Raw genomic sequence first — 26,252 nt, 5'->3', positions numbered from 1 at the left:
ATGGAAAAGACGTTGAGGATATCAAAAATAAGGGACGGAACAGTCATAGATCATGTTCCGTCTGGAAAGGGGATACGTGTCATAGGCGTCTTAGGTGTACATGAGGATGTAAACTACACCGTGAGCGTCGCTATACATGTACCAAGCAATAAGATGGGCTTCAAGGATGTGATAAAGATCGAAAACCGGTTTCTGGACAGGAACGAACTTGACATGATATCACTCATTGCCCCCAATGCCACCATAAGCATCATAAGGAATTACGAAATTAGCGAGAAATTTCAGGTGGATCTGCCCTCAAGGCTCGTTGGAGTCATTAAATGCAAGAATCAGAACTGCATCACCAATACCCACGAACCAGTTGAATCTGAGTTTGAGATCGTGTCTAAGCATCCGCTGGTTATAAGGTGCGTCTACTGTGAGAGGACAATGGGTGAAAGGGACATATTCAGCTGATGGAACACAGATATTCTTTTATCTTTTTTACCAGATCCATGAAATCTGATCTTCCTGACATAAGTGGGTGTATACCTGCACTTTCCAGAGTTTCTGTGGTGACCTCTCCAATGGAGTAAACAGGTTTTCCAGAGGCTCTAATATAAGGCAGTACAATCTTTGCTTCCATGGACGATGTCACTATGATACCGGCACAATCATCGCTCTGCAGATATTGTGCTAGATCGGCGCCTGTGGGTACCGCCTCATAGTTCCTGAGATCGAGAAAGAAGACCTTGTCCTTTAAACGTTCGTTAACGATTTCATTTGCACTTTTGCTCCTTATGAGTGCAATCCTTCTGCCCGCGCATCTGGAGAGGAGTAGATTCGCAAGACCTTCTGAGTCCATACTCTCCGGGTATTCGCATCTAAACCCATTTTTCTCCACTTCCTCGCATGTGGTCTTCCCTATTCCGAAGTATCTGAACGCCTTATTTCTTGCCTTGATGAAGAAGAGATGGGCACCGTATGAGCTGGTGAAAGCGATGCACTCCACATTGTTCTCTGAGAGTATATCGTCATAATCTATATCAATGGACTTCAGATCCGTCACAGGCACATTGATTACCCTGAAACAATCAGTCGTGATAGTTTTTGCCTTTTTTTCTGGTCTCACGGACAAAACGTACTTCATAGATTATACCCGTACTCCTCAGGAATGTTATCTCTTATGTATGATACGATATCTCCGATATCATGCAGATCCTCTATATGCTGATCGAACATGATCATATCTGAACCGTCCATTGAGAAGAACTGCGCAAGTATCCTCATTCCTTTTCCACTGGATCTGCTGAGTATGCCCACTGGAGTTGAACACCCAAGCCTCAGATCCTGCGTTATAGTTCTCTCGGCCATCATGTCCCTGTAAGTTGCGCTGTCGTTGATCCTGGATAGTATATCTGATGCTTCTGATCCCTTCTGCGACACCACGGCTATTATCCCCTGATTTGGCGCCGGTACATACTTTTCTGGATCTATCGGCCAGTATCTGACGCCGAGATGCAGCCTCTCTATGGCCGCGAGTGCCATAACCATGCCTGCCATTCCTTCCGTCCTCATCTTCTCAATCCTCGTGTCTATGTTGCCTCTCAGATTCACAACCTTCAGATCGCTGCGCTGATAAAGTATCTGGTACTTACGCCTGAGACTGGAAGTTCCAATCGTTGAACCCGGCGGCATCATCGATAGAGGCATATCTGAGACAAGAGCGTCTTCGAATGAACCTCTGGGCATCACAGCCGATATCTGCAACCTTTCATCAATGGTGTACGGTATGTCCTTAGCACTATGAACGGCAGCATCTATCTCTCCTGAGAGTATTAGTGCATTTATCCTGTCCACAAAAACGCCTGTTCTGCCTATGGAATACAGCGGAGATTTTAGATCAGAATCGCCCTCCGATAGATATTTGACTATTTCTACGCTGTAACCAAGTTTCTTTATCGAATAAGCCACCATCTCGGTCTGAGCCATGGCTAATCTGCTGGGCCTCGTGCCCAACCTGATCGCTTTCATCCCACAACCTCACCTACAGCGGAATCAAAAGCCTCCAGTGTTTTTGCTATGTCCTCATCCGAATGTGCAAAACTGACGAAATTCGTTTCAAACTGGGAAGGCGGAAGATACACGCCATGCCTCATCAGGCTTTTGAATATCCTGAAGTACAGATCCCTGTCTGCCTTCATGACCTGATCATAATTATGGGCCTCTTCAGCAAAGAAGAACTGAAACATGGATACGTAACTATTTATGACGTGCCGAATCTTCCTTCTGGATAGAATTTCGTCTATTCCCGTGATCAGTTTCTCTGTCGTCTTTCTGATCCTTGAATAATCCATGTTCTGCAATTTCTTGAGCGCCGCATAGCCAGCCGCCATGGTGATGGGATTTCCAGAGAATGTCCCGCTCTGATATACATCGCCAGATGGTGATACCCTGCTCATCAGATCCCTTGAGCCGCCAAAGAGACCTATCGGCATGCCGCCGCCAATTATCTTTCCCATCGTGGTGAGATCTGGACGTATTCCTATCAGATCCTGATAGGGCGAGAAAGCGAAGCGGTAACCGGTTATAACCTCATCAAATATCAGGAGCGATCCGTTTTTCTCCGTAATTTCTCTAAGAAATTCGAGGAATCCGGGATCGGGTAATATTACGCCGGCGTTTCCCATTATGGGTTCAGTTATGAGCGCAGCAATTCTGTCTCCATACCTGTCGAATATATCCCTTATGCTTTCCCTGTCATTGTATCTCCCAACGATTACGGTTTTGGCCACCTCCTCCGGCACTCCTGGCGATGACGGCGATCCGAATGTGAGAGTGCCGCTGCCCGATCTGATGAGCGAATAATCATGGGCGCCGTGAAATCCACCTTCCATCTTCACAACTATGCTTCTTCCTGTATATCCTCTTGCCAGCCTTATGGCGTGCATGGTGGCCTCCGTACCGGAATTTGTGAATCGCATCATCTCTATATTTCTGGATGATCTGCGTATGAGATCTCCAAGTTTTATCTCTATTTCCGCAGGTGCACCGTAGAGTAGGCCATTTTCTGCCTGTTCCTTTACCGCTTTTACCACGTCTGGATCGGCATGGCCAAGGATCGAAGGGCCATAGGCGAGACAGTAATCTATATACTCGTTGCCATCCACATCGTATATCTTCGAACCTTTTACATGATGGACATAGAAAGGATAATCCTTGAAATAACGCACGGGTGAATTAACACCCATTGGAAACATAGACGATCCAATCTGGAACAGATCTTTAGATCCCATGGCTTCAGCATCACAACCTGAAATTTAAAGTGACGTTAAATTAAGAAGAACCGATGTTTTTGCATGCTCAGAAAATGATTATAAATGCCAGACGATATCTTGCCCATTGATCAAATATCCGGAATCAATTCATAATGGTGATAGGACAAGATGGAAACGAAGATAATATGCATCAGCGGTATACCTGGAACGGGAAAGAGCACCATATGCAGGAAGATGAACGATCTTGGCCATCCATGCGTTGAGGGCAATGAACTGGCAAGGAAATACGGATGCATCTCCGGAGATCAGGTTGATATAGACTGCCTCTCCGATCATCTCCTGATTGATCGATTTCATGGCATCATAGCGGCCCACTACGCCCATCTTCTCCCATGCGATTTCGTAATCATACTGGAAGCGGATGAATCGAAGCTCAGGGAGAGGATGAAGGCCCGCGGATATTCAGATGAGAAGATCGAGGAGAATCTGGATGCTCAGAGGTCGGACGTAATATATTCAGAGAGCCTGGATCTGATCCCGTCCACCAGGATATTCAGAATCCATAACGAAGACCTGGGAGCAACGATCTCAGATATCGAAAAGATAATAGAGCAGCACCCGTTGTGTTCTTAATCCAGGAACCATACAATGAACTTCGAAGATGATGCGTTTTATTTTTACGAAGCTACATTGATTACGCTATCCTACATCGGAAAATAATATATCGTCCGCCATGTTCATGTATAGGCTGTTCAAAAATGCTGGACTCATACCGAAATAGGGTCGACGGTATCCTGACACCCATATCCAAGGCATTCATAAGATGGAATCCGAACACCATATCTGTCCTTTCTCTGGTTTTCGCAGGTATAGCCGGAATTTCCTATTTTTTGGGATACCCAGCGATAACCTTGATTATGGTTATTCTCTCGGCTCTGTTTGATGCCATAGACGGAAAACTGGCAAGGCTGAAGGGTGTCTCTTCAAAACTTGGTGACTTTATAGACCACAGCTTTGATCGTTTTTCTGATATATTTCTCATATTGGGCTTTGCATTCAGCAGATTCGGCAATGTGTATCTTGGCCTCTTTGCGCTCATAGGGGTATTGATGACAAGTTATCTCGGTACTCAGGCCCAGGCGCTGGGACTGAACCGTCTCTATGCGGGTCTGATGGGGAGGGCCGATCGCCTCGTCATAATGATCGTGTTTATAATACTACAGATTTTTGTGGGATCGTTCTACAGATTCAACTATATTTCCCTAACGCCCACAAACATCCTTCTTATTATATTCGGCCTATTTGGAACGGTCACGGTGGTTCAGCGCTTCCTCATAATATATGGAAAATTGCGCGATCAATGATGCGGTTCATCCTAACTTTTCTTGGAGATCCCTTATCTTAGCCACATATTGATCGGCGTATTTTTTGGCCGTGGACATGTCTATAGATTCCGCATATATTCTCAAGATTTTCTCCGTGCCTGACGGCCTTATGAGTATCCATCCATCCTCCTTCAGGATCTTGACGCCATCAGTCAGATCTACCTTCTCTCCCTTCTGCAGTTCCTTCTGTAACCTTGACCAGTCAACCGTTCTCTCCACCTGTCTCTTATCAAGGAAGTACTGCGGTAGTTCTCTGACAAGTTCAGATATCTTTTTGTTGCTTCTGGCCATGAGATCAAGCATCAGTGACAAGGTCATGGCACCATCTCTGCAGTACTGATGCTTCCCATATATAACACCGCCATTTTCCTCACCGCCTATCACCGCTCCGTTCTGGATCATTGTTCTTGCAACTATTGGCGCACCAACCTTTGTCCTGATGAGGGTTGCACCGACGGAACTGCATATGTCTGCGATTATGTCGGATGAGCTCACCGGAGTCACAACTATATCTCCAGCTGACGCGACATTCTTCACAAGCAGGGCAAGGCTCTTATCGCCATCTATGAACTGCCCCTTTTCATCTATGAACACGACCCTGTCAGCATCGCCATCATGCGCAACTCCAAGATCGAAGTTCCCCGTGGACATAAGAGCCATTAGATCTCTAAGATTCTCAGGTTTTGGCTCGGCATTTCTTGAAGTGAACCTTCCATCTGGATTCGCGTTTAGAGTGACGACCGTGCATCCCAATCTTTCAAGCAGCATGGGCGTGGAAAAATATGCCGCACCATTTCCCGTATCTACAAGAACCCTGAACTTTCTCTCCTTTATCCTGTTTACGTCTACTTTTGAGAGAACACCGCTTATATATTGATCAAGGGCATCGTCTACATATCTTATACGCCCTGCATCCTCCCATTTTACCGAGGAAAATGATCCAGAATGGTATATGCCCTCTATCTTTTCCTCTGATGGCCGTTCTATCTCCGTTCCATCTCTATCAATAACCTTTATGCCATTGTATTGAGGCGGATTGTGTGAGGCAGTGATCATGACACCGTAGATTCCATGATTCTTGCAATAGTACTGAAGGGCTGGTGTTGGCAATATGCCCAGATCCACTATGTTATGGCCAGTGGAGGTTAGGCCAGCGATCACTGCAGAACTTATCATATCGCCACTGATCCTTGTATCTCTGCCCAGTGCAACATCTCCGGAAACGAACATCCCTATACTCTTTCCCACACGCATTGCAAAGTCAACAGTCAGATCTTCATTGGGAATACCCCTTATACCATTGGTGCCAAAGAGCCTCTGATCAGCCATGATCAAGAATAGTGCCATCCCTTATAAAATGCTTGGGCGATCCTCTACGATCATCTGGGCGATTCACATTAGCAAAAAACATTGCAAATTGTCATCGGATTTGAAACCATAGCTTCCAGTTTCATCTGCCTTAACCTGTATACATTAGAAACGATGTATACCGATACGATGTATATCAGAAATCGCTTACATTTCGAAGGAAAACTTACCTCATCTAACCGAAAAAAATGCCGTAACCTAATATAGGAGAATGCTATTTGCGAATATGGTATACAAAGAGACCTGTACATCCTGTGGTGTTGGACTGATAGATGAGGGTTATTCGGTATTTCTGTGCCCAAACTGCGGAAATGAAGTTATAGGCAGATGCAAAACATGCAGAGAGCATTCCACCCCATACGTCTGTGATAACTGTGGTTTTGAGGGGCCGTGATACAGATGGGAGATGTTCTAGTATCGCTGAAGGTTCTGCCGAAAGATACCGATGTTGATATAAAGGGTATCGAAGATAAGATAAGGGAGAGCATATCCGCTATCTGCTCCATAAATCGAATGGAAGAGGTTGACATCGGTTTTGGGCTTAAATACATCAAGCTGGAAATAATTGTCCAGGATAAAGAGGGCGAGATAGACAACGTTGAGAATAAAATTTCCAGCATAGATGGTGTGGGCGAGATAAGTACAGAAAATGTCTCCCTCATATGACATTATTTCTGATCATTTTCATATTCATACTTACCCTGATTGCAGCGGGTTTTTCTTATATAGGCCTTCATAAGGAAATTGATGAGAGATGCGAATATAGAAGGCAAGATAGGATCCTGGTCATAATACCATGCAAGGGCATAGATTACGATCTAGAGGAAAACCTCAGATCGATCGTATCACAGGATGTGAACGCCGACTATCTGGCCGTGCTCGACGATCCATCGGATCCGGCAATGCCCGCTGTAAAGAAGATCGGGATACCACATATCTTATCGAATTATGCGTGCAACACCTGCAGCGGCAAGGTCAGAGCGATATCAACTGCAATCGCATCAAGACCCGATTATGATATTTATGTCATAGCCGATTCAGATATCAGGGTCGACAGAGAATGGCTGAGGAACCTTGTATGCCCTCTTTCAGATCCTAAGGTCGGCATCTCGACCACCTTTCCATACTTCTATCCTGTGGGATCATTCCCATCAAAGATCAAAGCCGTATGGGGCACTGTCGGCCAATCTCTGATGGAATCCAGGTTGACTAGGTTCGGCTGGGGTGGATCGCTCGCCTTCAGAAGAACGCTTATCGATTCCGCGATGCCATTCTTCTCTGGGAATGTTTCTGACGATTCGGCATTGACGGCCATCTGCAAATCCAAAGGTCTCCGCATCGCCTATGTCAGGGAGGCCAGGCCAGCAATATACTGCCCCGATACATGGCCTCAATTCTGGGAGTGGGCGAACAGACAGACGGCGCTATCCATAAGCGCCTCTCCAAAAGTATTTCGTTATGGCATCATATTCTATTCGCTCGATATAATTCTCTTTATCTCGGCGATTATCCTCTCTGTTACGAATCCTGTATTCTTATATCTCCTCATCCCGAAAATCATAGGCATCTATCGCATGTACGATAGAACAGTCATCAGAAGGATCTCATTCGCAGCAATATTTTTGATGCTTCCCTTCATCTATCTGGTAAATTTGATGATCGCACATAGAATGAAGCATATACTGTGGCGCGGAAATAAATATGAACTTCAAAAGTTTGCTGAGAGATAGATGCACTTAATCTTTATGAATCCATTTATTGATAAATACGAATCCTGCCATCATCGCATGCGTATCGTCTAATCTATAGATTTCTGAGCTCTTGTCGCATACCATCCAGAAATAATATCGATATATATGATCAGAAAACAAACAGCACAACAAACACAAGCGCGATTGCTATCGATACTATGTAGACATAGAGATCCCACGTGAATACCTTGTAGCCATCGAGAGGCGGTATGGGTATGAGATTGAAGAAGCCAAACCAGAAATTCATCTCGGCTACATATCTGAATATCGCACTGATCACCGGTATGAGGGTGAAGAACGCCATGCCATAGAAGAGTATACCAAGAAATATATTCATGGCAGGGCCTGCCAGCGCGGTTTTACCTATCTGATCCTTGCGGTATATCCCTCCTATATTAACAGCTCCCGGAGCGGCGAATATGAAACCGAATATGGATGTCGCTAGGGCAAGAAAAAGACCCGTAGGCCACATCTTAAAATATGCTATCCCTCCATAGGATCTTGCCACATATCTGTGCGAAAGTTCGTGCATCAGAAACGCTGTAATTGCAACAAGAAATGATACTGCAAGTATGAAAAATGGACCGTATGGAGATCTGAACCTGTTAGCTATGGCAAATGCGGCAGTCAATGCTATGACGGAAACAGCTATGTCCTTTTCCTCATTCGAAATATCATGCCCGTACATCCTTGTATCTATCCTCCTTCATCTTTCTCATTATTTTTACCGCCGCCGAAGCTGTAGCGATACCTACTCCGTATCTCTTTATTATTTCTATTTCATTATCTGGAACATTATCATTCACCGCATTTTCGGCGATTGATTTTGCCCCTTCAATGCCCTCTGGATCTCTCTTCATCGATTTCTGTATGTACACATAGAGATTTTTCGCCAATATTGGATCCCTAGGATCAAGATGGCCGAATATCGTGTGGATGTATATTTTATCTGCGGTTTCAATCTTCTCCTTCTCTGCAATCATTCTTATCATATCAGCAGATATCTTTTCAAGGCTGATCTCATCAGGCGATCCCATATACTTGTCGTCGGTGAAGAAAGATTTTATGTCACTGGTGAAATCCTCAGGCACATCTGCTTTTGAGATCATCTCTCCCAACGATAATTTTCTCCTCTGCTTGAATTCTATGGTTAGGATCTTTGAGGTGTATTTCGTGATCCTATCCATGTATCTTTTGTCGCTGATGGCCTGCATCAAGGATTTTTTTACACTATCAGGTAAACTGTACTGATTCAATACCTCCTCCGCTGATTCAATATCATCAACTGCCAGGTATGATCTAACTACAAACGGCACGATGTTTGAGTCGGAATCCTTTCTCTTCCTGTATAGTTTTATGATCTCCGTATACTTTTTCAGATCATACAGAATTCCGTATATCCGCCTGTATATCTCCGTGCAGATATTTCCCTGACACCTGGATGCCAGATCCTCAGCGACCTGCAGTGCATTTGCAGCATCGCCCTTGATCCTCAGCAGATCCACATAGGAGATGCCAACATCAATGTCTGAAAAGTTTTCATACAGGTAAGAGGCTATGCGGAGTGCGTCCTCATACCGACCCTCGTTCACGAATTTCTCCATTATCGACCTGCCTGCTACGATATCTCCTGATTCTTCGTAGTATCTTATCAGGGCTTCCCTTATGTTATCATAGGGCCAGCCAACCTTTGCTATATATTTTATATCTTCAGGTGATTTTTCTTCACCTGACATGAGATACTCCACTATCCTGTCTGTCTTGCCCATCCTGAGGTAGAATTTTATGGTCACAGGCATGACGGTAGGAAGTCTCGATATTATATCATCCGCCTCTGCATAATTTCCAGTCTCTATCAGGCAGTCTATGTATTCCGGGAACTGAACCGGATTGGCACCCCTGCTTATCATCGCCCTGTATATTGTTATGGCATTTTCAAAATCTCTTCTTCTGTAAAATGAATGCGCAGCCTCCTTGAGATCGTCCATGCCCTCGAATCTATCCAGATAGTGCAGCAGAAAATCGGCTGCAGAATCAGAATTGATCTTCTTCAGTATTGAATAATGAACCTTCAGATCATCGGTGTCTGATGATTCCTTTATCACATTTGCTGAAATATTCAAAGATTCTTCCAACTTCCCTGACCTGAATAGATGATCTCTTTCTAGCCTTGATACTTCAAGATTCTGAATGTTTCTCTCATGGAGAAGAGAAAGTACGCCGGCAATGATCTTGGCATTATCAACGTATTTATCTCTGATTATTTTATAAGGAACCGCATTTTTATCAAGATCCAGTATCGCAGACACATCATCAACCACTGATTCTGGATCTATGAGTATGGATAGCAGATAGAAGTCCACATTTGGAAAGTCTTCCTTCGCCTTTCTTATCAGCCTCAGCGCATCCTTCTGCCTGTTCATGACGTACATCAAACGGGCATATTCGTAGTTCAGAAAGGGATCGTCCTTGACATTTTCATATCTGCTGATCAATTTATAAGCCTCATCATACAGACCCACGCCAATGAAGGTGTCTATTGCTGGATAAAGGTATCTTGGATGATCTTCAAATACTCTGATGTTGTCCTTCGTATATATGCCCTGCATCGTTAGGATTACATCATAGACCTCTTCCAGGCATCTCGTGGACAGGGTGACCTTTATCTTATCAGGAACCGTGTGCATCTTTTTGAAAACGGATTCTGCTGCCACGAAGGCCATTGCCTTTGAACATGACTTTGCTGCATAGTCCATTATGTAGTCCACTCCCCTGATCTCTATTCCAAGCAGCCTGTCTAAGGAGATCTTAGAATACGTGTTCTCTATGCCGACAGAGATCAGCATCTGTGCATGATCCTTTTCTCTTATGGAGAAAAGTATAGAGTCAACAAAATATGGATCATCCAGAATCTCGTGATGATCTTTGGCCAACTTGACAGCATCGTCTATATAGCCCATATACACATAGGAGGCTGCCGCAACGCCAACAAATTTCTCTTTCAGGCTTTCGTCTTGCTGTGATTCATATATGCTCAGTATCTCCTCAAAGCTCCTCCTGCTGAAGAGATAATCTATCAGGAACCTTAATGCATTCTCATCTGGCTTTATCCTTATGAGATTTTGATAGGCCTGATAGGCCTCACCCAGATTCCCCACTTCCTGCATTGCAATTGCATACGATCTGATTATATCCGCATTATCTGGAAATCTCGTCACGGCTTCCTTGAGGAGATTGACAGAAGATGATATATCGCCAGAATCCTTTAGGAGATCGGCGATCCTTACGTAATCCTCAGGCCTGAATTTTTCTCTGCTGACATTCTTCAAAGCCTCAGCATATTCTTTTGTACGGCCATGATTGTACAATATATCGATCATCTCATATACTGCTTCGGTGTTCTCGGGTTGAGATTCACAGACATCTCTGTAGAAATTCAAACTTTCATTGATCTTTCCCATTCCATAGAGCGATCTTGCGAGCAGAAGTTTAAGCTGGACGTTGCCAGGATCCAGCTTGAGACCGCGATCAGCTATCGCCCTTGCCTTCTCGTATCTACCAAGGCGAAGTGCGGTATTCGCCAGGAATATTGAAGAATCTGATTTCTCTATCTTGTCAGGCAGAACCAAATCAAGAGCGTATATTACAGATTCGCTGTCTTCGATCTTCTCCGCACATTCTATCATTTTAACTATATAATTCTCTGAATATTCATAGGCTAAAACATGCCTGATCAAACTCACAATAGCCCTGCAATCGTTATGCGCTTCATAATTTCCTATTATCGTATCTGTCGTTGCGTCGTTTCTATCTCGTTCTGCATATCTCGCCATTATTCTGTCATCGTATCTTCCGCATTTTGAAAGAAAAACAGCCACGCTGTCATATTTTTCGAGATGATCTGCGCTTGATACGAGGAGGTTGATCACATTTTCTATCTCACAGAAGTATGTGTCTGAAGTAACAAGACGTATCACGTCGAGATAGTTTCCAGCGCTGTAGTTCTCTATCACCTTTGACTCTGCAATGCTCTTATTGTCTGGTGATATCATCTCCAGATACGGCATTATATCCTGAATCTGTGTGCTATCCGATATGTTTCTTACGAGAACCGAGATGAATGGATCAACATCTTCCTTGTTTATCTGCGTTACATCGGCAGATTTCAGGGATTCTATAAGTTCAGATATCTTGGACTTTTTTCTTTCCGGATCCTTCTCCGTAATGATCGCATTCATCTTCATTACGATGGTCTTCGTAAGTTTAGGATCCGCCATCCTTTCAAGAATAGTTCACCATATATAAAAAATTGTATCCTGAAGAACCTTAATGCAAAAAGCCATCCATGACTTGAGCGCCCATTTCTCCGAATCCCCTCAATGCAGATTGCATAACTGACGATCAGCGAAAACCATCGGCCATTTAGTAAAAAGCCATAAAAATTCAGGTCTATAGACCGTAATCTTCCTTCAAACTGTCGATGAGAGGAGTATGCTGGTTATCTGCAGTGTGCCATACACCACAAATGATACGATCCATATCATGAGGACAGTGTGATGAAGCCCATGGACGATCCTTCCACCGTCAGAGACTTTCAGCGAAACCCCGCCAATGAAGGAATGAACGAAGAGGATGATCATCAGAAATATCTCAATTAGATATACAGAGGATGAAGGCGGAGCCAGAAATATACCTGTTACACCAAGTGCGGATAGATTGAAACCTGAGAATATGCCATCTATTATCTTCAGAATACCGTAAGATATCGCCAGAGAAAATGCAAGACCGGCCGTTATGCCGTACATTATACCAACGAAGCTTGTCACGGAGGAATGCTTTCTCTTCCTTAGACCAACGATCTTTTCGAAATTTTCAGAGACGATCATTCCGCTCTTGAGCGCGTCTGCACCCAGATCGATACTCTCAGCGTATGTCTCCGAGTAAATTTCAATGAGATGCGATCCTGTGTCGGCCGAAAACATCTTCCATGCTTTCAGTGAATTTATCCTGTAAAGGAGCCTCTTGTAGAGCTTATCTATGTCCTTGGATAGTATGCCGAAGTCGTGCATCACTATGGCCTTCAGAGCGTCTATAAGAAGGTTTCCACGTGCTGACGCCGAACCAGAGAGGGATCTTATAAAGCTGCCATACATCTCATCCTTCTTCTGAACTTCCCGTTCCATCTTGGAACCGATATAGCTGGGATAGGCTATGGGGCTTACGATCATAGCAAATGTGAAATAGAATGGTATTTTGTAAATGATCTTCGTAACATCGAGAATGATGAAGATCATCATTGAGGCGGTTATGGATATGAAAAAGAGATTTCTCATCTTTATATCGGTATCAGTCTTTATGCCGGTCTTGTGCCACAGTGGATCCTTCGGGAGAACTATGCTTATTCCATAGACGAGCATAAATTCACCCAATGCCACCATGAGAAGGCTCAGGCTCAAGACCACAGTTATGTTTATTGGTATTAGTATTGGCATTATCATGATGAATGTTATTAGAAATGCAAAGGAGAGCAGAAGCGATACATATATATCACGATAGAGATCGAAACTGTACAGTGCCGATGTGTAAGCGGTCTCGAAGCTGTTCATAGTGCTGAAAACCTCTGTCCTTGCAAACTCTTGAATGTCCTGACCGCTGTCTATCGCATGTCCAAATCTCGTTAGGAAATCAGAGAATATATCGCTGGGTGTTCTCTTTGCAACAAATGTCATGGCTTCAGCAAGGCCCATGCCCCAGTTCCTCACAAGATTCAGTATTTTCTCAAGTTCCTTTCTAAGATATCCCAGTTTTTCCTTTTTCGAAAGTATATCAAGAAGATCGATTATATTTGCATCGCTGGTTGCCAGTGATGAAAAAGCTGTTATGAAAAACGGTATGTTTGAATTTATATCGTTTTTCTTATTGTCGCGATCTATTATCGGCTTCAGAAATAAGAAGGCCGATCCAAGAGCAAGCATGCTGAACAGTATCAGTATGAATGTCTTCTGCGTGGCCATGTAAACCAGATAAAACATAACGGACATGACAGCGGATCCTGCTATAAGCATAAGATCGGTTTTCGAATAATTTATTCCAATCCAGAAGCCCCTCTTCATCTTAGTATCCATAAGCTGATCCTCCTTCATAGAACTCCTTTATCTTCTCGTATACCTGGAAATAATCGGTGATCTTCTGATCTGCCAGTTCCTTCAGTATCTTTGCCCTTCGGAAAAGCTCGTTGTATATGAGGCTTGTATCTATCAAACCCGCCGTCTTCGCTATCTTCTCTTCAAGTATATACGAGTTGTTCATACCTCTAAACATATGCCTGTCCGTTGATGGATCCCATTCAAAAACGGCTCTTGTCGCGACACCTCCAAGATCTTCGTAATATCCTTCGATTTCGTTTATGCTCGTCGTTCTTCTCAGAAATTTTCCGCCGACGTATACGGCCTGCTGTATAAGGACTATGTTTAAGTTATCCATGAAAGTCACCGGTATGTTTATTGGATTACCGGTGAATCTCTGTATCATCTTCTTGACTGATGATGCATGGAATGTGGATATCACCGGATGCCCTGTCTGCATGGCCTGAAAGGCCATCGCGCCCTCTGCGCCTCTTATCTCACCGACAACTATGTAATTAGGCCTGGATCTGAGGGCTGTTCGAAGAAGATCGTAGAGAGTTACACGGCTCTCCTCCGCTCTCTCTGGTCACAAGCTGCTGCCATGCCTTCTGAGGTGCCCTTATTTCAGGGGTGTCCTCTGCACTGAATATCTTCGATTCCGGCCTTATGAATGGTATTATGGCGTTTACCACAGTGGTCTTACCGCTTGCCGTCTCACCACAGACAAAGACGCTCTGCCCATATTCTAGAGCTAGCCAGAGGTACGCGGCCTCCTCATACGACATCGTATTGTACTTTATCAGATTGATTATGCTGAGCGGTATCTCCGAGAATTTTCTTATGGTGAAGCTTGGACCCCTCTGCGATATATCTGTGCTGTAGACAATGGAAAGCCTAGATCCGTCTGGAAGCGTTGCATCAACTATGGGCCTCTTATCGCTGACCGGTCTGCCTACGCGTTCAGAGAGCCTTTTGCTGAATCTCATCAGCCTCTCCATGCTTCCAAATGTTATATCTGTGGGCATTGACCCGAAGATCTTGTGGACTATGTAAACATCCTCTGGCCCTATACCACTTATATCCTCTATGTGAGAATCCCTAATGAGGGGCTCCAATGGACCAAGACCTATTATCTCCTTCTTGACATTGTAGAGCATCTTATCGTAGAGGTTCTTCTCAAGTGATACGCTATTCCTCCTTATCTTGTTGGAACCTACGGAGACGGTCTTCTTATATACATCCTCGATGTTCTTCTCCTGTTCCTCTTCGTTTTCTGCGGGAGGATACTCTGAAGCTCTCGTCATTATAATATCAAGTATCGCATCCATGAATTCCAGTTCTTTACCCTTGAGAAGCGGTTCTATAGGCTTATATCTCCTCTCCTTTCCCTTTTCGTAAATATGGATGAATATCGGATCGCCGACTGGATATATCACGTCAACATGTGCCAGACTCTTCAGAGAGCTGTCGATGTTGACGAGAAACGACGGACTTCTGCCTGTCTCGTCCCTGTATTTTGAGAGGTATTCCCCAAGATGCGGATTCCTTGATATCGCAATCTCATAGCTGTCAGAGATAACCCCCTTATCCATGGCGATCACGACACGCTGGATATCTCAACTATGAGACCGCGGCCAGGTTCAACACGGAAAGGTATACTCTGCTGGATGGATCTTACGACCATCGGGTATTTCACTAGGTCTATGAAATGCCTCTTTATTCCTCCGAGTTCCTTGGAGTGCAGGGAGACTATTGTTGTAGAGAGTTGATTCATCCGCAGAACCGTAGCATCATCTAGACTGGCCTGATTGGCAGTTATTATTACCACGCGATTCTCCGAGAATTTCCTGAGTTTTTCCATATAGGAATTTATCTCGAAGTCCCTGAACATACCAGGGTTCAGCGAATCGATTATGAGAACACTTTTCTCCTTGACGTGGTCGTTATTAAGCAGATCGTCCAGATTTGCTTTCCTTGCGCGTCTCAGTATGAAAACAGGCGTTATGTACAGCATTGCACCGGATATGACGGAATTCAGAACCGGATAACCGAGTGCATCGGAAAAAGAGATGAATTCCCTTATGGGCATCTGCGATGAAACATAGGCTATGGATATACCATTCTTCAGGAAGCCGTAGGCTAACCTTATTGAAAGTAATGTTTTACCCTCACTGTTATCTCCAAATATCGTGAAGAGCTGGCCGACGTATACGCCGCCACCCATCCTCTTATCCAGTTCGTCTCCATCTATCTTGAAGCTGAAGAACATTCCATCACACCTCAAATTCCAGCTGATGCGACACACCACTGGAAAGGGAAACGGTTATGCTGTTGTACCCTGTGAGAGTTTCATTCACTAATATCTCTCCAACCTGACCTGGGTAGAGCACCCCGGTGTTGTTCTGAGTCTCGAATGTGAGGTAATGCCCGGTAACCATATTGCCGTCGATCAGAACCGATACCGAGGTGTTCGTGAAGGCAAAGGCAACGCTTCCCGTATTCTTTATGTAAAATACATAACCACCATTATAAGGTATTTGTGTAGGATCGTTTATTATTGCAAAGTTCTGCTGAATCATATCCGATGTTTTCTGTGACGAAGTCTTCATGCCGTCCACAAGATGGAATGTCTGATCGGATAGTACTGCCACCGCAGATGCGGTGATAAGCAGAGTGACGATGAAAAATACCAGTTCTGAAACCGCTGTTGAAGCCATCAGGACACCACCTTCTTGAATATCTCATAACCATCTGGCATAACTATCTCAACCGCATAGGATCCGGCCGGTTCTTTGAATGTTATAGATACCGTCTGCAGTGGAAACAAAAACTGGCCGGAGACGTTGAATTTGACCAGCGAACCATTTACGAGAACATTGGCCAGACTCATATTAAACACCTGACTTCCATTGTTCGTCAGGTTGATCACGAAATATGATGAACTTGAATTGTAATAATAATCATATATGGAAACCCGTGTATTTTCAAGATCGTATATATTCTTAACAAGCTTCTGATTTGCATTTGCTAAATTTTCATTGGATTGAACATACGAAGTATAAACTATTCCAAAAAATATAAGAGTAGACGAGAGCATTATTACCGCCGCCACTGTATAGCTAAATCCCATACAGCTCGTCAACTCCCTTTCTTATTGTTCTAAACTCCCTTTCGAGCGCCTCGATGAGATCTCTGTTGATCTCCTCACCTCTCAGCTTCTCTATGAACAGCATGTTTATGATGTGGTCCTGTATCGATGGTTTTATCTTATATTCCTGGGCCGGGTTCATCACACCGGTCATCTTTGCGTATTTCATCATCTGTTCTTTCACCGTCGAAGATATCCATCCAAGGCTTTCGTAGTAATCCAAGACATCCAAAGTATTCTCTGGACCGTAATTGTCCAGAAGAAATTCCAGCCATCTCAATGATACCATTATAGATACCACATCATCTCCAATGGCCTCCAGCTTAGCCTTCCTCTTCTGTTTTTCAACGGGAGCCTGCGGCGCGGCAGACTCCGGCTGTTTAGAAGACATCACCTTTTCTATGTCCGATATCTCCTTGAAGATAGAGTCTATCTTTCCGATCAATGAGTTTTCTTTTGTCTGTTCGTATCTCTTGAGCAGGTTTGAAACCAGGTCATCTATGTCGTTTTTGCCAAACTGTATTGGTGAAGATATTATTTTCTGCTTCAGTTCTTCCAGCGCGAAACCAGGCACTGATTTCCTGGCGCCCTCCAGTTTCTCCTCCAGGTACGGTTTCAATGAGTCGTTGATCATTCTTTCTCCTCCATCTGTATGAACTGATCTATGTCTGGTACGCCATACAGCTCCCTAAGATCCTTTATCGCAGCCTCAACCAGCTTCTTCACGTTGTTCACCTGATCTGCCAGTGCGTCTGTGATACCCCGGATTTCTTCGGGCGTCTTGTCCATGAACGGATTGAAATCACGCGACACAAGCTCGTAAAGTGAGACGACCATCTTCACATTCTCCTTTATTCCTTCGAGATCGTTCTTTATGTCGTTTAAGGTCTTCTTCTGGCCTTCTATCTCACCGTTTATCTTTCCCAGATCGTTTTCAATCTTTGTCATTCTCTCATTCATAGCATCTATGACCTTGGGGTCAACTCCATTTGTCACGTGTATGGCCTGTACCTGCTTCTGGTCATCACTGGTCTGCTGAGGGGTTTCTGTGGCCTCCTTCTTAACCATTTTCTTTACATTGTCCAAGAGACCCATAGCTGTCACTAAAAATATAATACAGCTTCAACTTATATTTATTGAAGCTGTATCACATCCGATACGAAGGACTCTGGCGCTGTGAACTGTATCACACCTGGAGATCCAACTGGAGCCTGAACCTGGCCATTCACTGACTGGCCTTCAGATATTCCACCGAATACTGCACTTACGTTCACTAGTAGATCAACCTGATCCTGATATGATATAACTGGATACTGTGCGGTCAATGAGCTAGTTGGATCACTTAGCACCAATATCGCGAAATGCTTTGATCCATTTGTTGTACCGTTTATCGTGTTAAAGTAAGATGCATTGAACACATTATTTGTGCCCGATACTGCTGAGTGGAACCCATATACAAAGTCTTTCGCAGTTGTGACGCTTATATTCTCATAGCCCACGTATGTCAATGACGCTGAAACACCATGATATGTCAACGATATTGTGACATTTGCCAAGTTAATAGAAGAACTACCAGCAGTTACTGATATCTGTATGGCCATCCATTTTATTAATCCATGAGTCGGAGTGGTTTTATTTGAGTCCAAACCGAGAATACTGTTAACCTGTATACCTGTAGATACCTGCTGTGTCGTCTGCGAGCCCGTGCTCGTTGCCTTCTGTTGCAGAGTTCCTGCGGTGTGTATTAGGACAGTAGCAGCCACTGCAGCCACGAGAACCATGGCTATAAAAACAATCAGTGTGCCTATCCCAGTTTCAGCCTTGTTATCTGCTTTAAGGCTGAACACCTTTCGCACTTTTCTTAAGAGCTTATTCATCTAGCACCTCAACTCTTCGATCGGCCATGTAGATATACCCATTTTTTGCACGGATGGCTATATGCATTTATGTAGGTTGCTTCTATTTTTCATATCGGTATCTGACTAATCCACATCATATGGAGTGCGCAGAAATCTAAAAACGATAATGAGATATCTGATCATGAAGATAGGAAAGGATGTATATATAGCAGAAACCGCAGTGATCATAGGCGATGTGGAAATAGGTGATAACGCCTCCATATTTGATAACGCCGTTATAAGGGCGGACATGGATAGAATAACTATCGGGGAGAATACCAATATCCAGGATAATGTAACAATACACACGGATACCGGTTATCCTACAAGGATAGGCAGAAATGTATCAATCGGTCACAATGCAGTTGTTCACGGATGCACTATTGACGATTTTGTCCTGATCGGTATGGGATCCATACTCATGAACGGGAGCCACATAAGAACCGGATCCATCGTGGGTGCTGGCGCAGTCGTGACACAGGGTTTTGAGTCAGAAGAATATTCGCTCATACTGGGTCTGCCAGCAAAGGTGGTTAAGATCAACAAAGGGCAGATGGAATACATAATGGCAAACGCTGAAGATTACCTGAAATTGAAAGAACTTCACATGAGAGGAAGACTCGAACGCTATCGACATGGCTGAATTATCGCTCTATAGAGAGAATACGATCCAGATCCACTTCAAAGAAAGATACTGGAACGGTGAGTGAAAAACGTTCGAGTATTTCTGGATGGATCTCGCCGATCTTTCCTATACGTTTATTTCCTATCTTTATGTATCCGGATCGGCCTTCTATGGCACCATATACATCTGATTCTTCTATTATTAAGTCACCCTTCACGAATCTTGATAGAAATGCTTGAAGATATGATTTTGCCGTGGAAAATTCTGATCTGGTGTCCGCGATCACGCATGATAGAGCTGATATCTGTTTTCCATCCGCCATCTTTTCTCCGATCTCAAAGATCTTCTGTGGGAGTGGATGTTTCTTATTTCTGGCGATCAGATCTATGAGATTCGGGTATATTTTGTCCCTCATCACGGAGTAATCATCACTCTTTGGATTGAGCAGTTTAACACCGCCGGTGTATCCTTCAGCATAAACTGATGATGTGAGCACAAATGTCATAACTTCCTGAAATCCCAGGCCGATCATGACATCCCTTATCACATTTTTAATCTCGTTCTTGTATATGGGTTTGCCGAATTTCCCTATATATATCTCCTTTTCTTGTATGTTCTCTATCCCCTTCGCCTTCATTATATCCTCGATCACGTCCATTTCTCCCATGACGTCTACCCTATAGCCCGGAACGTACACGACGATTTCAGGCGATCCAGGCTCAGCGACATATCCCATCTTCCTCAAATGAACTATGATCTCTTCATCCTCGAGGAACCCGCCCAGATAGCGATCTATATTCTTCCTTCTGGGCCTTATCGATCGGTAATCGAAAGCTGCTATGGACGACTTTTCGGAAGCTGGTATTCCTGTTATATTCGGCATCCGTACTCTATATCTGAGGCTGGAAAAGAAGTTGGAAAGAAGATAATGAGCATGCTTAACTGAGTTGAGATCCGTTCCCGTTATGTCGACAAAGAACTTTTTTGTATTCTGATCTATTCTTGATCTGTAGCTGTTGACAACGGGAGGGAGCGATAATATCTCACCATCTTCGTCTGTTATGGCCACCACTCTGCCGACATCAGGGAGCAGACTTCCATACATCTTCCCCTTCTCATGATTTCGCAGTACTTCATCGACCGTACCAGAAAAACCGTCATAGGTTTCCATGCGGACCGATCTGCTCACAGTCCTGTAATGTATCATTGTTCCTGTCTTTTCAGCATCGTGGATCCCTATTGCCACCTTCAACCTGTTCTTTCCGATGGTGGAATGCAGCGTTTCCTGATAGTCAATAAGATCATCAAAATAGGATCCTATAGAAGAACCATCAGCAGTGAATGCCGAAAAATAAGGTCTTATAGATCTTGATCCCTGCGAAACACTTACCTTGATATTTTCGTCTTCAGATTGCGATCTGCGTATCTCAACTTCTCCGTAATAATAAATCTTTATCTGTTTCACAAGCGTGGGAAATGAAAAAAGATCCGGCCTGTCAGGATTGAATTCTATCTTCAGATCATCGTCCTGATCGACTGAATAACCTATGATTTCAGAATACCGATATATAAGATCAACTATCTCCTTACCGAATTTTTCCACGAGCCGTGGAAAGGGATCCCTGATTACAACCATCAGAGTGAGTTAGATCAGGAGTTTATTTAATATTTTCTTCGTGTACAATTTTCTTTATCGTCTCCCTCACCGTGAGACCATTAATCCTGTCCAGTATGAGCGATGAAAAATCATCCAAGCTCAGATTGACAGGCCTACTTGAATCCTTTCCAAGTTTCTCAACCAGATTCTTAGGTATCATTATCTGAACTGGAACAAAGTCTCCTCTGACGCCACGGGATTCTAGCAATGAAGAAACTGCCTTTCTGACGAGATCGGAAATGCTTTCAAATTCTTCTTTCTGCACGAGATCCTCCATCTCCTGGACCATCGATCCAGATAGTCTCACCGTGACTCTCTTCTCATCATTCAATCTATCTTTACCTCCTATGTCTGACATAGACATTAATGGAATATAAATTTTTGCAATTAGATTGATGTAATTTCATTTTTATAGCAGAAAGACTTTTTTAATTGCCTCCTCTGCGGTCGGGTATCCTATGAAATCCATATATTCCATTACAGAGTGCATATCATATTTTAGATGAAAATTATAGCTCTCCAGACTTCTTTTTACCACACTCTTTCCAACTTTTGTCGCCTTGGCAAGCAGATCTATGATGTCTGACCTTATGCTAGCTTCACCGTTCCTGTAGATGCTCACCACATCGGTCAGGCGCCCGTTTTTGTATCTGTCAGCTGGCACAGATATACCGCAGCATGGAAAACTGTCCATGAGATCGGAATAATCGTAAACTTTGTTGCCATCTATTGCTGAAGCATAGGGTTCCCAGATTGCTATATATTTGAAATTACCGGCCTCGAAGTCCTTTCTTGCCTTAACCGGATCGTTGAACACAACTAGCTTTGCATTTTTGTGCTTCTTCTGAAATTCCCTAGAGAGAAGCATCATTGACGTAGATTCACTGGTAGCTATTGCGTCTGAACCGGATGTAGGATTTTCAAATATACCAGATCCACCTGACGCGACCGGACCTACAACAACTATATTATGCTGAGAAAGAGCAAAGAGCGTTTCCGTAAATATGGGAGCGAGGGCAAATTCAAGCGTTCCAGAGGATATGTCCTGAAGCAGAGAACCTGCATCGTTGTAAAACCTGATCATGATCCTAGTTCCGGTGCGTTCCCCATAATCCATTGCAATGCTCAGAAAACGAGCGTATTCTGTTGATTTAAGGCAGCCTATCCTTATGATACTTGGATCATAGTAAGGATAGTACTCTCTGAGCCAGACACGCTTAGATTTTCCTGCAATCTTAAGGCGTACTATTATGCCTTCGGCTTCAAGCTTTGAAAGAGCTTCCGAAGCCGTTGACTTTGAAAAGCCCATCAGCTCCTCTATCTCATACTGATCCACGCCGATGGATTTTCTCTTCCTCAATTCTCTGATCAGGGTGTTTCTAAGAGACATCACTGCAGTCCAAGATTTATCTGAGTCTCTATGAACTGCCAGAGGGCATGCTCCAGTTCAAACGACCAGAGTGATTCCGGAACCTCTATGAAAGCAAGAACCGGCGTTATGAAGAATGCCTCAATCGCAGCTACCCCCAGATCCTGCAGCCATTTGCCGAGTCCTATTTGCACACGAAAATCTGAAGGTGTGCCTGATATGACTATTGTGAAGGCGCGATCCATGCCGAGTATCGTCCTGAAGATCCCGCCCTTCTTCGCCTGGACAAGATAGCCGTTGGGATGCTGGCTTGATTGAGTTACAAAATTTTCCTCCTTAAAATAATCCTCAATGGCCTTTGACAGCTTCTCAAGATCAACATTCTTACCCTTATATTCTCTTATGGCATATTTCATAGGCACGTTATCCAAAGCATGTAATATAATCATTCCCATGATTTTGGTTTATTGGTAATCTGGATTATCGGTAATCTTATATACTAGAAAGCTATAACTACATATGGTTGAAAAAGAAAAGAAGGAAGAGGAAGAAACAAAGAAGATAACGATATCCGTCAAGGGGATAAGAGATGACATCTACAAAAACGTCAGCGAACTGGCAAAACACACGGGGAAGACCATAGGTGAGATCACCAACGACGCCTACAGAACCTTCCTCGGAACAGTAGAAGGCGTCAGAAACATATCTCAGAACTTCATAGAGGGTGCCAAGGGCGCAATACCAAGATACATCGACAATTTCAAGAAACTGGAGATAACTGCAGATGATCTGAAGGATCTCGGACAGAAGGTCGCCTTCAGAAACATAGAAGAGCTGACATTTCGCAACATCTCTGATGAGGAATTTTCGAAATATGTGGCATTCATAGACGGTGTGAAGGTTCTGCGCATTCCAAAGACCGTAAAGAAGACCACGGTGATAAAGATCTCAACCTTCGTGGATGAGATAATTCAAGAATGATGTAATTTTATTAATTTTCATAATTTTATCATTTTACATAATCCTATATAGTCGTTTATGATCATATCTGCAGTTCATGAGCGTATCCAATAAGCTGGGAGATCTGGCCTCAAAAGTCTACGAGAATGTACTTCTAGAGGAAGTCAAGAAGTACCCTAGGCCGAGGCATATAGGCATCATAACGGATGGAAACAGGAGATATGCCAGAAACGTGGGTATTTCGGAAAATGAAGGTCATGTAAAGGGAAAGGATAAGGTTGAGGAGGTCGTCGACTGGTGCATGGAGCTGGATATAAAGATCGTAACGTTCTATGCGTTCTCAACAGAAAATTTCCGCAGGAGCAAGGATGAAATAGATTTTCTCTTCAACCTGATCAACGATGCATTCAGATCGCTTCTCAGGGATGAACGCGTTTATAAAAATAAGATAAATGTAAAGGTCATAGGCAATCTTTCAATATTGCCTGCCTATCTGAGGCAGACCATTCACGTTGTTGAGGAAACCACCAAAAATTTTAACAATTACCAACTCAATCTTGCGATCGGTTATGGTGGAAGGGAAGAGATACTCGATGCGATAAAGAGGATCACGAGAGACGCAATGGCCGGGAAACTGGATATTGATAAACTTGATGAGAACAAGTTCAGGGAATACCTTTACAATGGCCGAATACCTGATCCAGATCTGATACTCAGAACCAGCGGAGAGGAGAGAATATCGAACTTTCTTCTCTGGCAGAGTGCATACTCTGAACTTTACTTTTCGGATGTTTACTGGCCTGAGTTCTCAAAGCTTGATTTTCTCAGGGCCATATACTCGTATCAGAGGAGGCAGAGGAGGTTCGGAAGGTAGATCATATGTTTCTTGCCATAGATGATACCGATTCTCCAGAGAGCATGTGCACCACATATCTGGCGCTCAAACTGATAGAGGAGTCCAAATTAGACATAATAGGAGACCCATGGCTTGTCAGATTGAATCCCAATATAAGATTCAAGACAAGGGGCAATGGTGCCATCGTATTGAGGCTAGGATATGGTAAAGGCAGAACACGGATAATCGGCGATGTCCAGGGTAAACCTGTACTTTCATATGAAGATGAATACAGGCCAGCTGATGCGAGCGATCTGATGGAAATCGCCGAAGATCTGGTAAGCGAATATGCCGTGACGGACTACTATACCACACATCCCGGCATAGTTGTCTCAGAGCGCCAGCTAGACGAAAATTTTTACTGGAAGGCATTGGAAGAGGAAATTTCAGTGGCCACGGCAGAAAAATTCATCAGTGGGTCGAATGCTATATTTCATAAGATCAAGGAGGGTCATGGAATAGTTGGATCTGCTGCAGCAATGGCATGGCCGGCCAGAAGATATACCTATGAGGTACTCGAATATGCATATCCAAGGCCACCCGATATGCCCAAGGAAACTAAACTCAGGCTGGCCGCCATGGCTGATTCATTCGAGGGTACGTTCAACAATATCGATGTGAGAAATGCATATCCGGCCATCTTTCCTCATCCAAAAACGCCGGTGATCTACGGTATAAGGGGCTTCAAGGATGATTTGCTGCTTGCAGCGTCCGATGCCATAAATGAGGCGGGCAGCATATCCTATGAGGGCCGCCTGGTGTTCAAGACAAATCAGGCAACGGATGATCACATAATACATGAACCTGAGAATATAGAGGATCTTCATTCATACTCGCTAAAAGGGTATGTTGAGAGCGATCCAATAGCCGTACCTGGAGGCCATTACTTTCTCAAATTTCGCTACAGAGATCGATCCCTGACAGCTGCAGCCTTCGAGCCAACAAAGGAATTCCGATCGACGTTTTCTAAACTCAGGACCGGTGATTCAGTGAGTTTTTACGGATCTTATGTGAACGGAAATCTGAATGTTGAAAAGATGATCATACATAGCATAGCGAAAACATACAGGATGGAGAATCCGATCTGCCATAAATGCGGTACACGTACGATATCGAAAGGACAGCATGATTTCCGATGCCCAAAATGCGGGGCAAGATACCGATCAAGAGAGTTCGTTGAGATCAAGAGAGATGTCAGCCCTGGCAGATATGATGTGCCCGTGATAGCAAGGAGGCATCTCTCCATGCCATTCGAAATTGAAGGGTTATTTGCAGTTCAATCAATGCTTCAATAGAATAAAGGGTAGCCCAGTATTATTTGCAAGGGCACCGTCTATGTCTTCTCTGTCTCCTACGACGATGGATCCGCCCATATCTATTCTGAAGTCGGATAACGCTTCATCTATAAGGCCGCGGGCTGGTTTTCTACACGGACAGTTATCTTCAGGCATGTGCGGACAGAAATATGTGGCGCTAACAATGACCCCTCGCTTACGAAGATAATCTACCAGGGCGCCATTGAATCTAAAAAATTCATCATACGAAAAATAGCCCCTTCGAATTCCAGATTGATTGGTGACGATTATTATCCTGTACTCCTTCTCTTCGTATCGCCTGATCAGATCCACAGCATCATCATATATATAAAGATCCTCAACTCTGTGGCAGTATGGACAGTCTCTATTGATTGTTCCGTCCCTGTCTACGAAAAGCGTCTTGCGCAATTCCTCGTCTTTTCGATATATTACCCTCATGCAAACAGTCCCTGTACACCTTCATATCGATATGAGCAACGTACTATTTATTGATAGCGT

At 43.8% G+C, this 26,252-nt stretch carries 28 protein-coding genes and 1 pseudogene; 10 read left to right on the top strand and 19 right to left on the bottom strand.

Features of this window, described 5'->3' with window-relative positions; genetic code table 11:
• Entirely contained in the window at positions 1-456 is a 456-nt protein-coding gene (pyrI, locus tag DMB44_RS02910) for an aspartate carbamoyltransferase regulatory subunit (RefSeq protein ID WP_110640600.1), read from the top strand.
• Here pyrI and DMB44_RS02905 read toward each other — a convergent pair.
• The 3 genes from DMB44_RS02905 to hemL are packed head-to-tail and all read right to left on the bottom strand — an operon-like array spanning position 449 to position 3,275.
• Positions 449-1,129: a uroporphyrinogen-III synthase gene (locus DMB44_RS02905; RefSeq protein WP_110640598.1), complete on the bottom strand. Its 681-nt coding sequence runs from the start codon at positions 1,127-1,129 to the stop codon at positions 449-451. The genes pyrI and DMB44_RS02905 overlap by 8 nt on opposite strands.
• On the bottom strand, positions 1,126-2,013 hold the full coding sequence (hemC, locus tag DMB44_RS02900) for a hydroxymethylbilane synthase (RefSeq protein ID WP_110640596.1): 888 nt from the start codon (positions 2,011-2,013) through the stop codon (positions 1,126-1,128). Before hemC ends, DMB44_RS02905 begins: the two co-directional genes overlap by 4 nt.
• On the bottom strand, positions 2,010-3,275 hold the full coding sequence (gene hemL, locus DMB44_RS02895; protein ID WP_110640594.1) for a glutamate-1-semialdehyde 2,1-aminomutase: 1,266 nt from the start codon (positions 3,273-3,275) through the stop codon (positions 2,010-2,012). The genes hemC and hemL overlap by 4 nt, the downstream gene beginning before the upstream one ends.
• Before the next feature lie 150 nt (positions 3,276-3,425).
• Here hemL and DMB44_RS02890 point away from each other — a divergent pair, with 150 nt between their 5' ends.
• A complete protein-coding gene (locus DMB44_RS02890; protein ID WP_110640592.1) occupies positions 3,426-3,890 on the top strand; it encodes an adenylate kinase family protein in 465 nt (154 codons plus the stop codon).
• A gap of 125 nt (positions 3,891-4,015) precedes the next feature.
• Complete coding sequence (locus DMB44_RS02885; RefSeq protein WP_110640591.1) at positions 4,016-4,621, top strand: CDP-alcohol phosphatidyltransferase family protein; 606 nt, start codon at positions 4,016-4,018, stop codon at positions 4,619-4,621.
• A 6-nt stretch (positions 4,622-4,627) separates the two neighbouring features.
• On the opposite strand, the gene glmM is transcribed toward DMB44_RS02885, so the two are convergent.
• On the bottom strand, positions 4,628-5,971 hold the full coding sequence (glmM, locus tag DMB44_RS02880; protein WP_237265256.1) for a phosphoglucosamine mutase: 1,344 nt from the start codon (positions 5,969-5,971) through the stop codon (positions 4,628-4,630).
• 265 nt (positions 5,972-6,236) lie between these two features.
• Here glmM and DMB44_RS02875 point away from each other — a divergent pair, with 265 nt between their 5' ends.
• The 3 genes from DMB44_RS02875 to DMB44_RS02865 are packed head-to-tail and all read left to right on the top strand — an operon-like array spanning position 6,237 to position 7,740.
• Entirely contained in the window at positions 6,237-6,404 is a 168-nt protein-coding gene (locus tag DMB44_RS02875; RefSeq protein ID WP_110640587.1) for a zinc finger domain-containing protein, read from the top strand.
• 5 nt (positions 6,405-6,409) lie between these two features.
• Complete coding sequence (locus DMB44_RS02870; RefSeq protein ID WP_110640681.1) at positions 6,410-6,676, top strand: elongation factor 1-beta; 267 nt, start codon at positions 6,410-6,412, stop codon at positions 6,674-6,676.
• A complete protein-coding gene (locus tag DMB44_RS02865; RefSeq protein ID WP_110640585.1) occupies positions 6,673-7,740 on the top strand; it encodes a glycosyltransferase family 2 protein in 1,068 nt (355 codons plus the stop codon). Before DMB44_RS02870 ends, DMB44_RS02865 begins: the two co-directional genes overlap by 4 nt.
• A gap of 130 nt (positions 7,741-7,870) precedes the next feature.
• Here DMB44_RS02865 and DMB44_RS02860 read toward each other — a convergent pair whose 3' ends face one another.
• From DMB44_RS02860 to DMB44_RS02815, 10 genes and pseudogenes are all read right to left on the bottom strand, one after another.
• Positions 7,871-8,449 (bottom strand): site-2 protease family protein, encoded by a 579-nt coding sequence (locus tag DMB44_RS02860; protein ID WP_110640583.1) that lies wholly within the window; start codon positions 8,447-8,449, stop codon positions 7,871-7,873.
• Entirely contained in the window at positions 8,436-12,038 is a 3,603-nt protein-coding gene (locus DMB44_RS02855) for a lipopolysaccharide assembly protein LapB (RefSeq protein ID WP_110640582.1), read from the bottom strand. Before DMB44_RS02855 ends, DMB44_RS02860 begins: the two co-directional genes overlap by 14 nt.
• Positions 12,039-12,230: 192 nt before the next feature.
• A complete protein-coding gene (locus DMB44_RS02850; RefSeq protein ID WP_237265255.1) occupies positions 12,231-13,904 on the bottom strand; it encodes a type II secretion system F family protein in 1,674 nt (557 codons plus the stop codon).
• Positions 13,876-15,478: pseudogene (locus DMB44_RS09745) on the bottom strand (type II/IV secretion system ATPase subunit). The gene DMB44_RS02850 and the pseudogene DMB44_RS09745 overlap by 29 nt, the downstream one beginning before the upstream one ends.
• A 5-nt stretch (positions 15,479-15,483) precedes the next feature.
• The gene (locus DMB44_RS02840; RefSeq protein ID WP_110640580.1) at positions 15,484-16,155 is read right to left on the bottom strand and encodes a flagellar accessory protein FlaH; all 672 of its coding nucleotides are present in this window, start codon (positions 16,153-16,155) and stop codon (positions 15,484-15,486) included.
• A gap of 4 nt (positions 16,156-16,159) precedes the next feature.
• A complete protein-coding gene (locus DMB44_RS02835; RefSeq protein ID WP_110640578.1) occupies positions 16,160-16,603 on the bottom strand; it encodes a flagellar protein G in 444 nt (147 codons plus the stop codon).
• The gene (locus DMB44_RS02830) at positions 16,603-17,016 is read right to left on the bottom strand and encodes a flagellar protein F (protein ID WP_237265254.1); all 414 of its coding nucleotides are present in this window, start codon (positions 17,014-17,016) and stop codon (positions 16,603-16,605) included. The genes DMB44_RS02835 and DMB44_RS02830 overlap by 1 nt, the downstream gene beginning before the upstream one ends.
• Positions 17,006-17,668, bottom strand: a complete 663-nt coding sequence (locus tag DMB44_RS02825) for a FlaD/FlaE family flagellar protein (protein ID WP_110640574.1) — start codon at positions 17,666-17,668, stop codon at positions 17,006-17,008. The genes DMB44_RS02830 and DMB44_RS02825 overlap by 11 nt, the downstream gene beginning before the upstream one ends.
• A complete protein-coding gene (locus tag DMB44_RS02820) occupies positions 17,665-18,129 on the bottom strand; it encodes a flagella accessory protein C (RefSeq protein ID WP_110640572.1) in 465 nt (154 codons plus the stop codon). Before DMB44_RS02820 ends, DMB44_RS02825 begins: the two co-directional genes overlap by 4 nt.
• A 38-nt stretch (positions 18,130-18,167) precedes the next feature.
• Entirely contained in the window at positions 18,168-18,911 is a 744-nt protein-coding gene (locus DMB44_RS02815; protein ID WP_110640570.1) for a flagellin, read from the bottom strand.
• A gap of 163 nt (positions 18,912-19,074) precedes the next feature.
• Between DMB44_RS02815 and DMB44_RS02810 the strand changes: the two genes are divergently transcribed.
• The gene (locus DMB44_RS02810) at positions 19,075-19,575 is read left to right on the top strand and encodes a gamma carbonic anhydrase family protein (protein WP_110640677.1); all 501 of its coding nucleotides are present in this window, start codon (positions 19,075-19,077) and stop codon (positions 19,573-19,575) included.
• Between the two features lies 1 nt (position 19,576).
• On the opposite strand, the gene pheT is transcribed toward DMB44_RS02810, so the two are convergent.
• The 4 genes from pheT to DMB44_RS02790 are packed head-to-tail and all read right to left on the bottom strand — an operon-like array spanning position 19,577 to position 22,999.
• Positions 19,577-21,193 (bottom strand): phenylalanine--tRNA ligase subunit beta, encoded by a 1,617-nt coding sequence (pheT, locus tag DMB44_RS02805; protein ID WP_110640568.1) that lies wholly within the window; start codon positions 21,191-21,193, stop codon positions 19,577-19,579.
• Positions 21,194-21,215: 22 nt separating this feature from the next.
• Entirely contained in the window at positions 21,216-21,572 is a 357-nt protein-coding gene (locus DMB44_RS02800; RefSeq protein ID WP_110640566.1) for a type II toxin-antitoxin system ParD family antitoxin, read from the bottom strand.
• Between the two features lie 51 nt (positions 21,573-21,623).
• Entirely contained in the window at positions 21,624-22,604 is a 981-nt protein-coding gene (locus DMB44_RS02795; protein ID WP_110640564.1) for a hypothetical protein, read from the bottom strand.
• On the bottom strand, positions 22,604-22,999 hold the full coding sequence (locus DMB44_RS02790; RefSeq protein WP_110640562.1) for a hypothetical protein: 396 nt from the start codon (positions 22,997-22,999) through the stop codon (positions 22,604-22,606). Before DMB44_RS02790 ends, DMB44_RS02795 begins: the two co-directional genes overlap by 1 nt.
• Before the next feature lie 103 nt (positions 23,000-23,102).
• Between DMB44_RS02790 and DMB44_RS02785 the strand changes: the two genes are divergently transcribed.
• The 3 genes from DMB44_RS02785 (at position 23,103) to DMB44_RS02775 (ending at position 25,733) form a co-directional block, all read left to right on the top strand.
• Positions 23,103-23,564 (top strand): hypothetical protein, encoded by a 462-nt coding sequence (locus DMB44_RS02785; protein WP_110640560.1) that lies wholly within the window; start codon positions 23,103-23,105, stop codon positions 23,562-23,564.
• Between the two features lie 76 nt (positions 23,565-23,640).
• Positions 23,641-24,417 (top strand): polyprenyl diphosphate synthase, encoded by a 777-nt coding sequence (gene uppS / locus DMB44_RS02780; RefSeq protein WP_110640558.1) that lies wholly within the window; start codon positions 23,641-23,643, stop codon positions 24,415-24,417.
• Positions 24,418-24,422: 5 nt separating this feature from the next.
• Positions 24,423-25,733 carry a tRNA(Ile)(2)-agmatinylcytidine synthase gene (locus DMB44_RS02775; RefSeq protein ID WP_110640556.1) on the top strand — a complete coding sequence of 437 codons (1,311 nt, stop codon included), beginning with the start codon at positions 24,423-24,425 and terminating at the stop codon, positions 25,731-25,733.
• Here DMB44_RS02775 and DMB44_RS02770 read toward each other — a convergent pair.
• Positions 25,719-26,192: an HAD-IIIA family hydrolase gene (locus DMB44_RS02770; RefSeq protein ID WP_110640554.1), complete on the bottom strand. Its 474-nt coding sequence runs from the start codon at positions 26,190-26,192 to the stop codon at positions 25,719-25,721. The genes DMB44_RS02775 and DMB44_RS02770 overlap by 15 nt on opposite strands.
• Positions 26,193-26,252: the final 60 nt, after the last annotated feature.

Origin of the sequence: Thermoplasma sp. Kam2015 (assembly GCF_003205235.1) — an archaeon.
Classification (GTDB): domain Archaea; phylum Thermoplasmatota; class Thermoplasmata; order Thermoplasmatales; family Thermoplasmataceae; genus Thermoplasma.
Note: the sequence above shows the minus strand (reverse complement) of the source record. Positions and strands in the feature narration are given on the sequence as shown.

What these genes read in the sequence shown, in the direction of transcription:
- glmM (WP_237265256.1), bottom strand. Translation starts at nt 5,971, where the DNA reads ATGGCTGATCAGAGGCTCTTTGGCACCAATGGTATAAGGGGTATTCCC.
- DMB44_RS02820 (WP_110640572.1), bottom strand. Translation starts at nt 18,129, where the DNA reads ATGGGTCTCTTGGACAATGTAAAGAAAATGGTTAAGAAGGAGGCCACA.
- DMB44_RS02875 (WP_110640587.1), top strand. Translation starts at nt 6,237, where the DNA reads ATGGTATACAAAGAGACCTGTACATCCTGTGGTGTTGGACTGATAGAT.
- DMB44_RS02850 (WP_237265255.1), bottom strand. Translation starts at nt 13,904, where the DNA reads ATGAAGGAGGATCAGCTTATGGATACTAAGATGAAGAGGGGCTTCTGG.
- DMB44_RS02865 (WP_110640585.1), top strand. Translation starts at nt 6,673, where the DNA reads ATGACATTATTTCTGATCATTTTCATATTCATACTTACCCTGATTGCA.
- DMB44_RS02825 (WP_110640574.1), bottom strand. Translation starts at nt 17,668, where the DNA reads ATGATCAACGACTCATTGAAACCGTACCTGGAGGAGAAACTGGAGGGC.
- DMB44_RS02855 (WP_110640582.1), bottom strand. Translation starts at nt 12,038, where the DNA reads ATGGCGGATCCTAAACTTACGAAGACCATCGTAATGAAGATGAATGCG.
- DMB44_RS02770 (WP_110640554.1), bottom strand. Translation starts at nt 26,192, where the DNA reads ATGAGGGTAATATATCGAAAAGACGAGGAATTGCGCAAGACGCTTTTC.
- DMB44_RS02775 (WP_110640556.1), top strand. Translation starts at nt 24,423, where the DNA reads ATGTTTCTTGCCATAGATGATACCGATTCTCCAGAGAGCATGTGCACC.
- DMB44_RS02890 (WP_110640592.1), top strand. Translation starts at nt 3,426, where the DNA reads ATGGAAACGAAGATAATATGCATCAGCGGTATACCTGGAACGGGAAAG.
- DMB44_RS02860 (WP_110640583.1), bottom strand. Translation starts at nt 8,449, where the DNA reads ATGTACGGGCATGATATTTCGAATGAGGAAAAGGACATAGCTGTTTCC.
- DMB44_RS02830 (WP_237265254.1), bottom strand. Translation starts at nt 17,016, where the DNA reads ATGGGATTTAGCTATACAGTGGCGGCGGTAATAATGCTCTCGTCTACT.
- DMB44_RS02785 (WP_110640560.1), top strand. Translation starts at nt 23,103, where the DNA reads ATGGTTGAAAAAGAAAAGAAGGAAGAGGAAGAAACAAAGAAGATAACG.
- DMB44_RS02815 (WP_110640570.1), bottom strand. Translation starts at nt 18,911, where the DNA reads ATGAATAAGCTCTTAAGAAAAGTGCGAAAGGTGTTCAGCCTTAAAGCA.
- DMB44_RS02840 (WP_110640580.1), bottom strand. Translation starts at nt 16,155, where the DNA reads ATGTTCTTCAGCTTCAAGATAGATGGAGACGAACTGGATAAGAGGATG.
- hemC (WP_110640596.1), bottom strand. Translation starts at nt 2,013, where the DNA reads ATGAAAGCGATCAGGTTGGGCACGAGGCCCAGCAGATTAGCCATGGCT.
- DMB44_RS02905 (WP_110640598.1), bottom strand. Translation starts at nt 1,129, where the DNA reads ATGAAGTACGTTTTGTCCGTGAGACCAGAAAAAAAGGCAAAAACTATC.
- DMB44_RS02810 (WP_110640677.1), top strand. Translation starts at nt 19,075, where the DNA reads ATGAAGATAGGAAAGGATGTATATATAGCAGAAACCGCAGTGATCATA.
- DMB44_RS02885 (WP_110640591.1), top strand. Translation starts at nt 4,016, where the DNA reads ATGCTGGACTCATACCGAAATAGGGTCGACGGTATCCTGACACCCATA.
- DMB44_RS02870 (WP_110640681.1), top strand. Translation starts at nt 6,410, where the DNA reads ATGGGAGATGTTCTAGTATCGCTGAAGGTTCTGCCGAAAGATACCGAT.
- uppS (WP_110640558.1), top strand. Translation starts at nt 23,641, where the DNA reads ATGAGCGTATCCAATAAGCTGGGAGATCTGGCCTCAAAAGTCTACGAG.
- pheT (WP_110640568.1), bottom strand. Translation starts at nt 21,193, where the DNA reads ATGGTTGTAATCAGGGATCCCTTTCCACGGCTCGTGGAAAAATTCGGT.
- pyrI (WP_110640600.1), top strand. Translation starts at nt 1, where the DNA reads ATGGAAAAGACGTTGAGGATATCAAAAATAAGGGACGGAACAGTCATA.
- DMB44_RS02790 (WP_110640562.1), bottom strand. Translation starts at nt 22,999, where the DNA reads ATGAAATATGCCATAAGAGAATATAAGGGTAAGAATGTTGATCTTGAG.
- DMB44_RS02800 (WP_110640566.1), bottom strand. Translation starts at nt 21,572, where the DNA reads ATGTCAGACATAGGAGGTAAAGATAGATTGAATGATGAGAAGAGAGTC.
- DMB44_RS02795 (WP_110640564.1), bottom strand. Translation starts at nt 22,604, where the DNA reads ATGTCTCTTAGAAACACCCTGATCAGAGAATTGAGGAAGAGAAAATCC.
- hemL (WP_110640594.1), bottom strand. Translation starts at nt 3,275, where the DNA reads ATGGGATCTAAAGATCTGTTCCAGATTGGATCGTCTATGTTTCCAATG.
- DMB44_RS02835 (WP_110640578.1), bottom strand. Translation starts at nt 16,603, where the DNA reads ATGGCTTCAACAGCGGTTTCAGAACTGGTATTTTTCATCGTCACTCTG.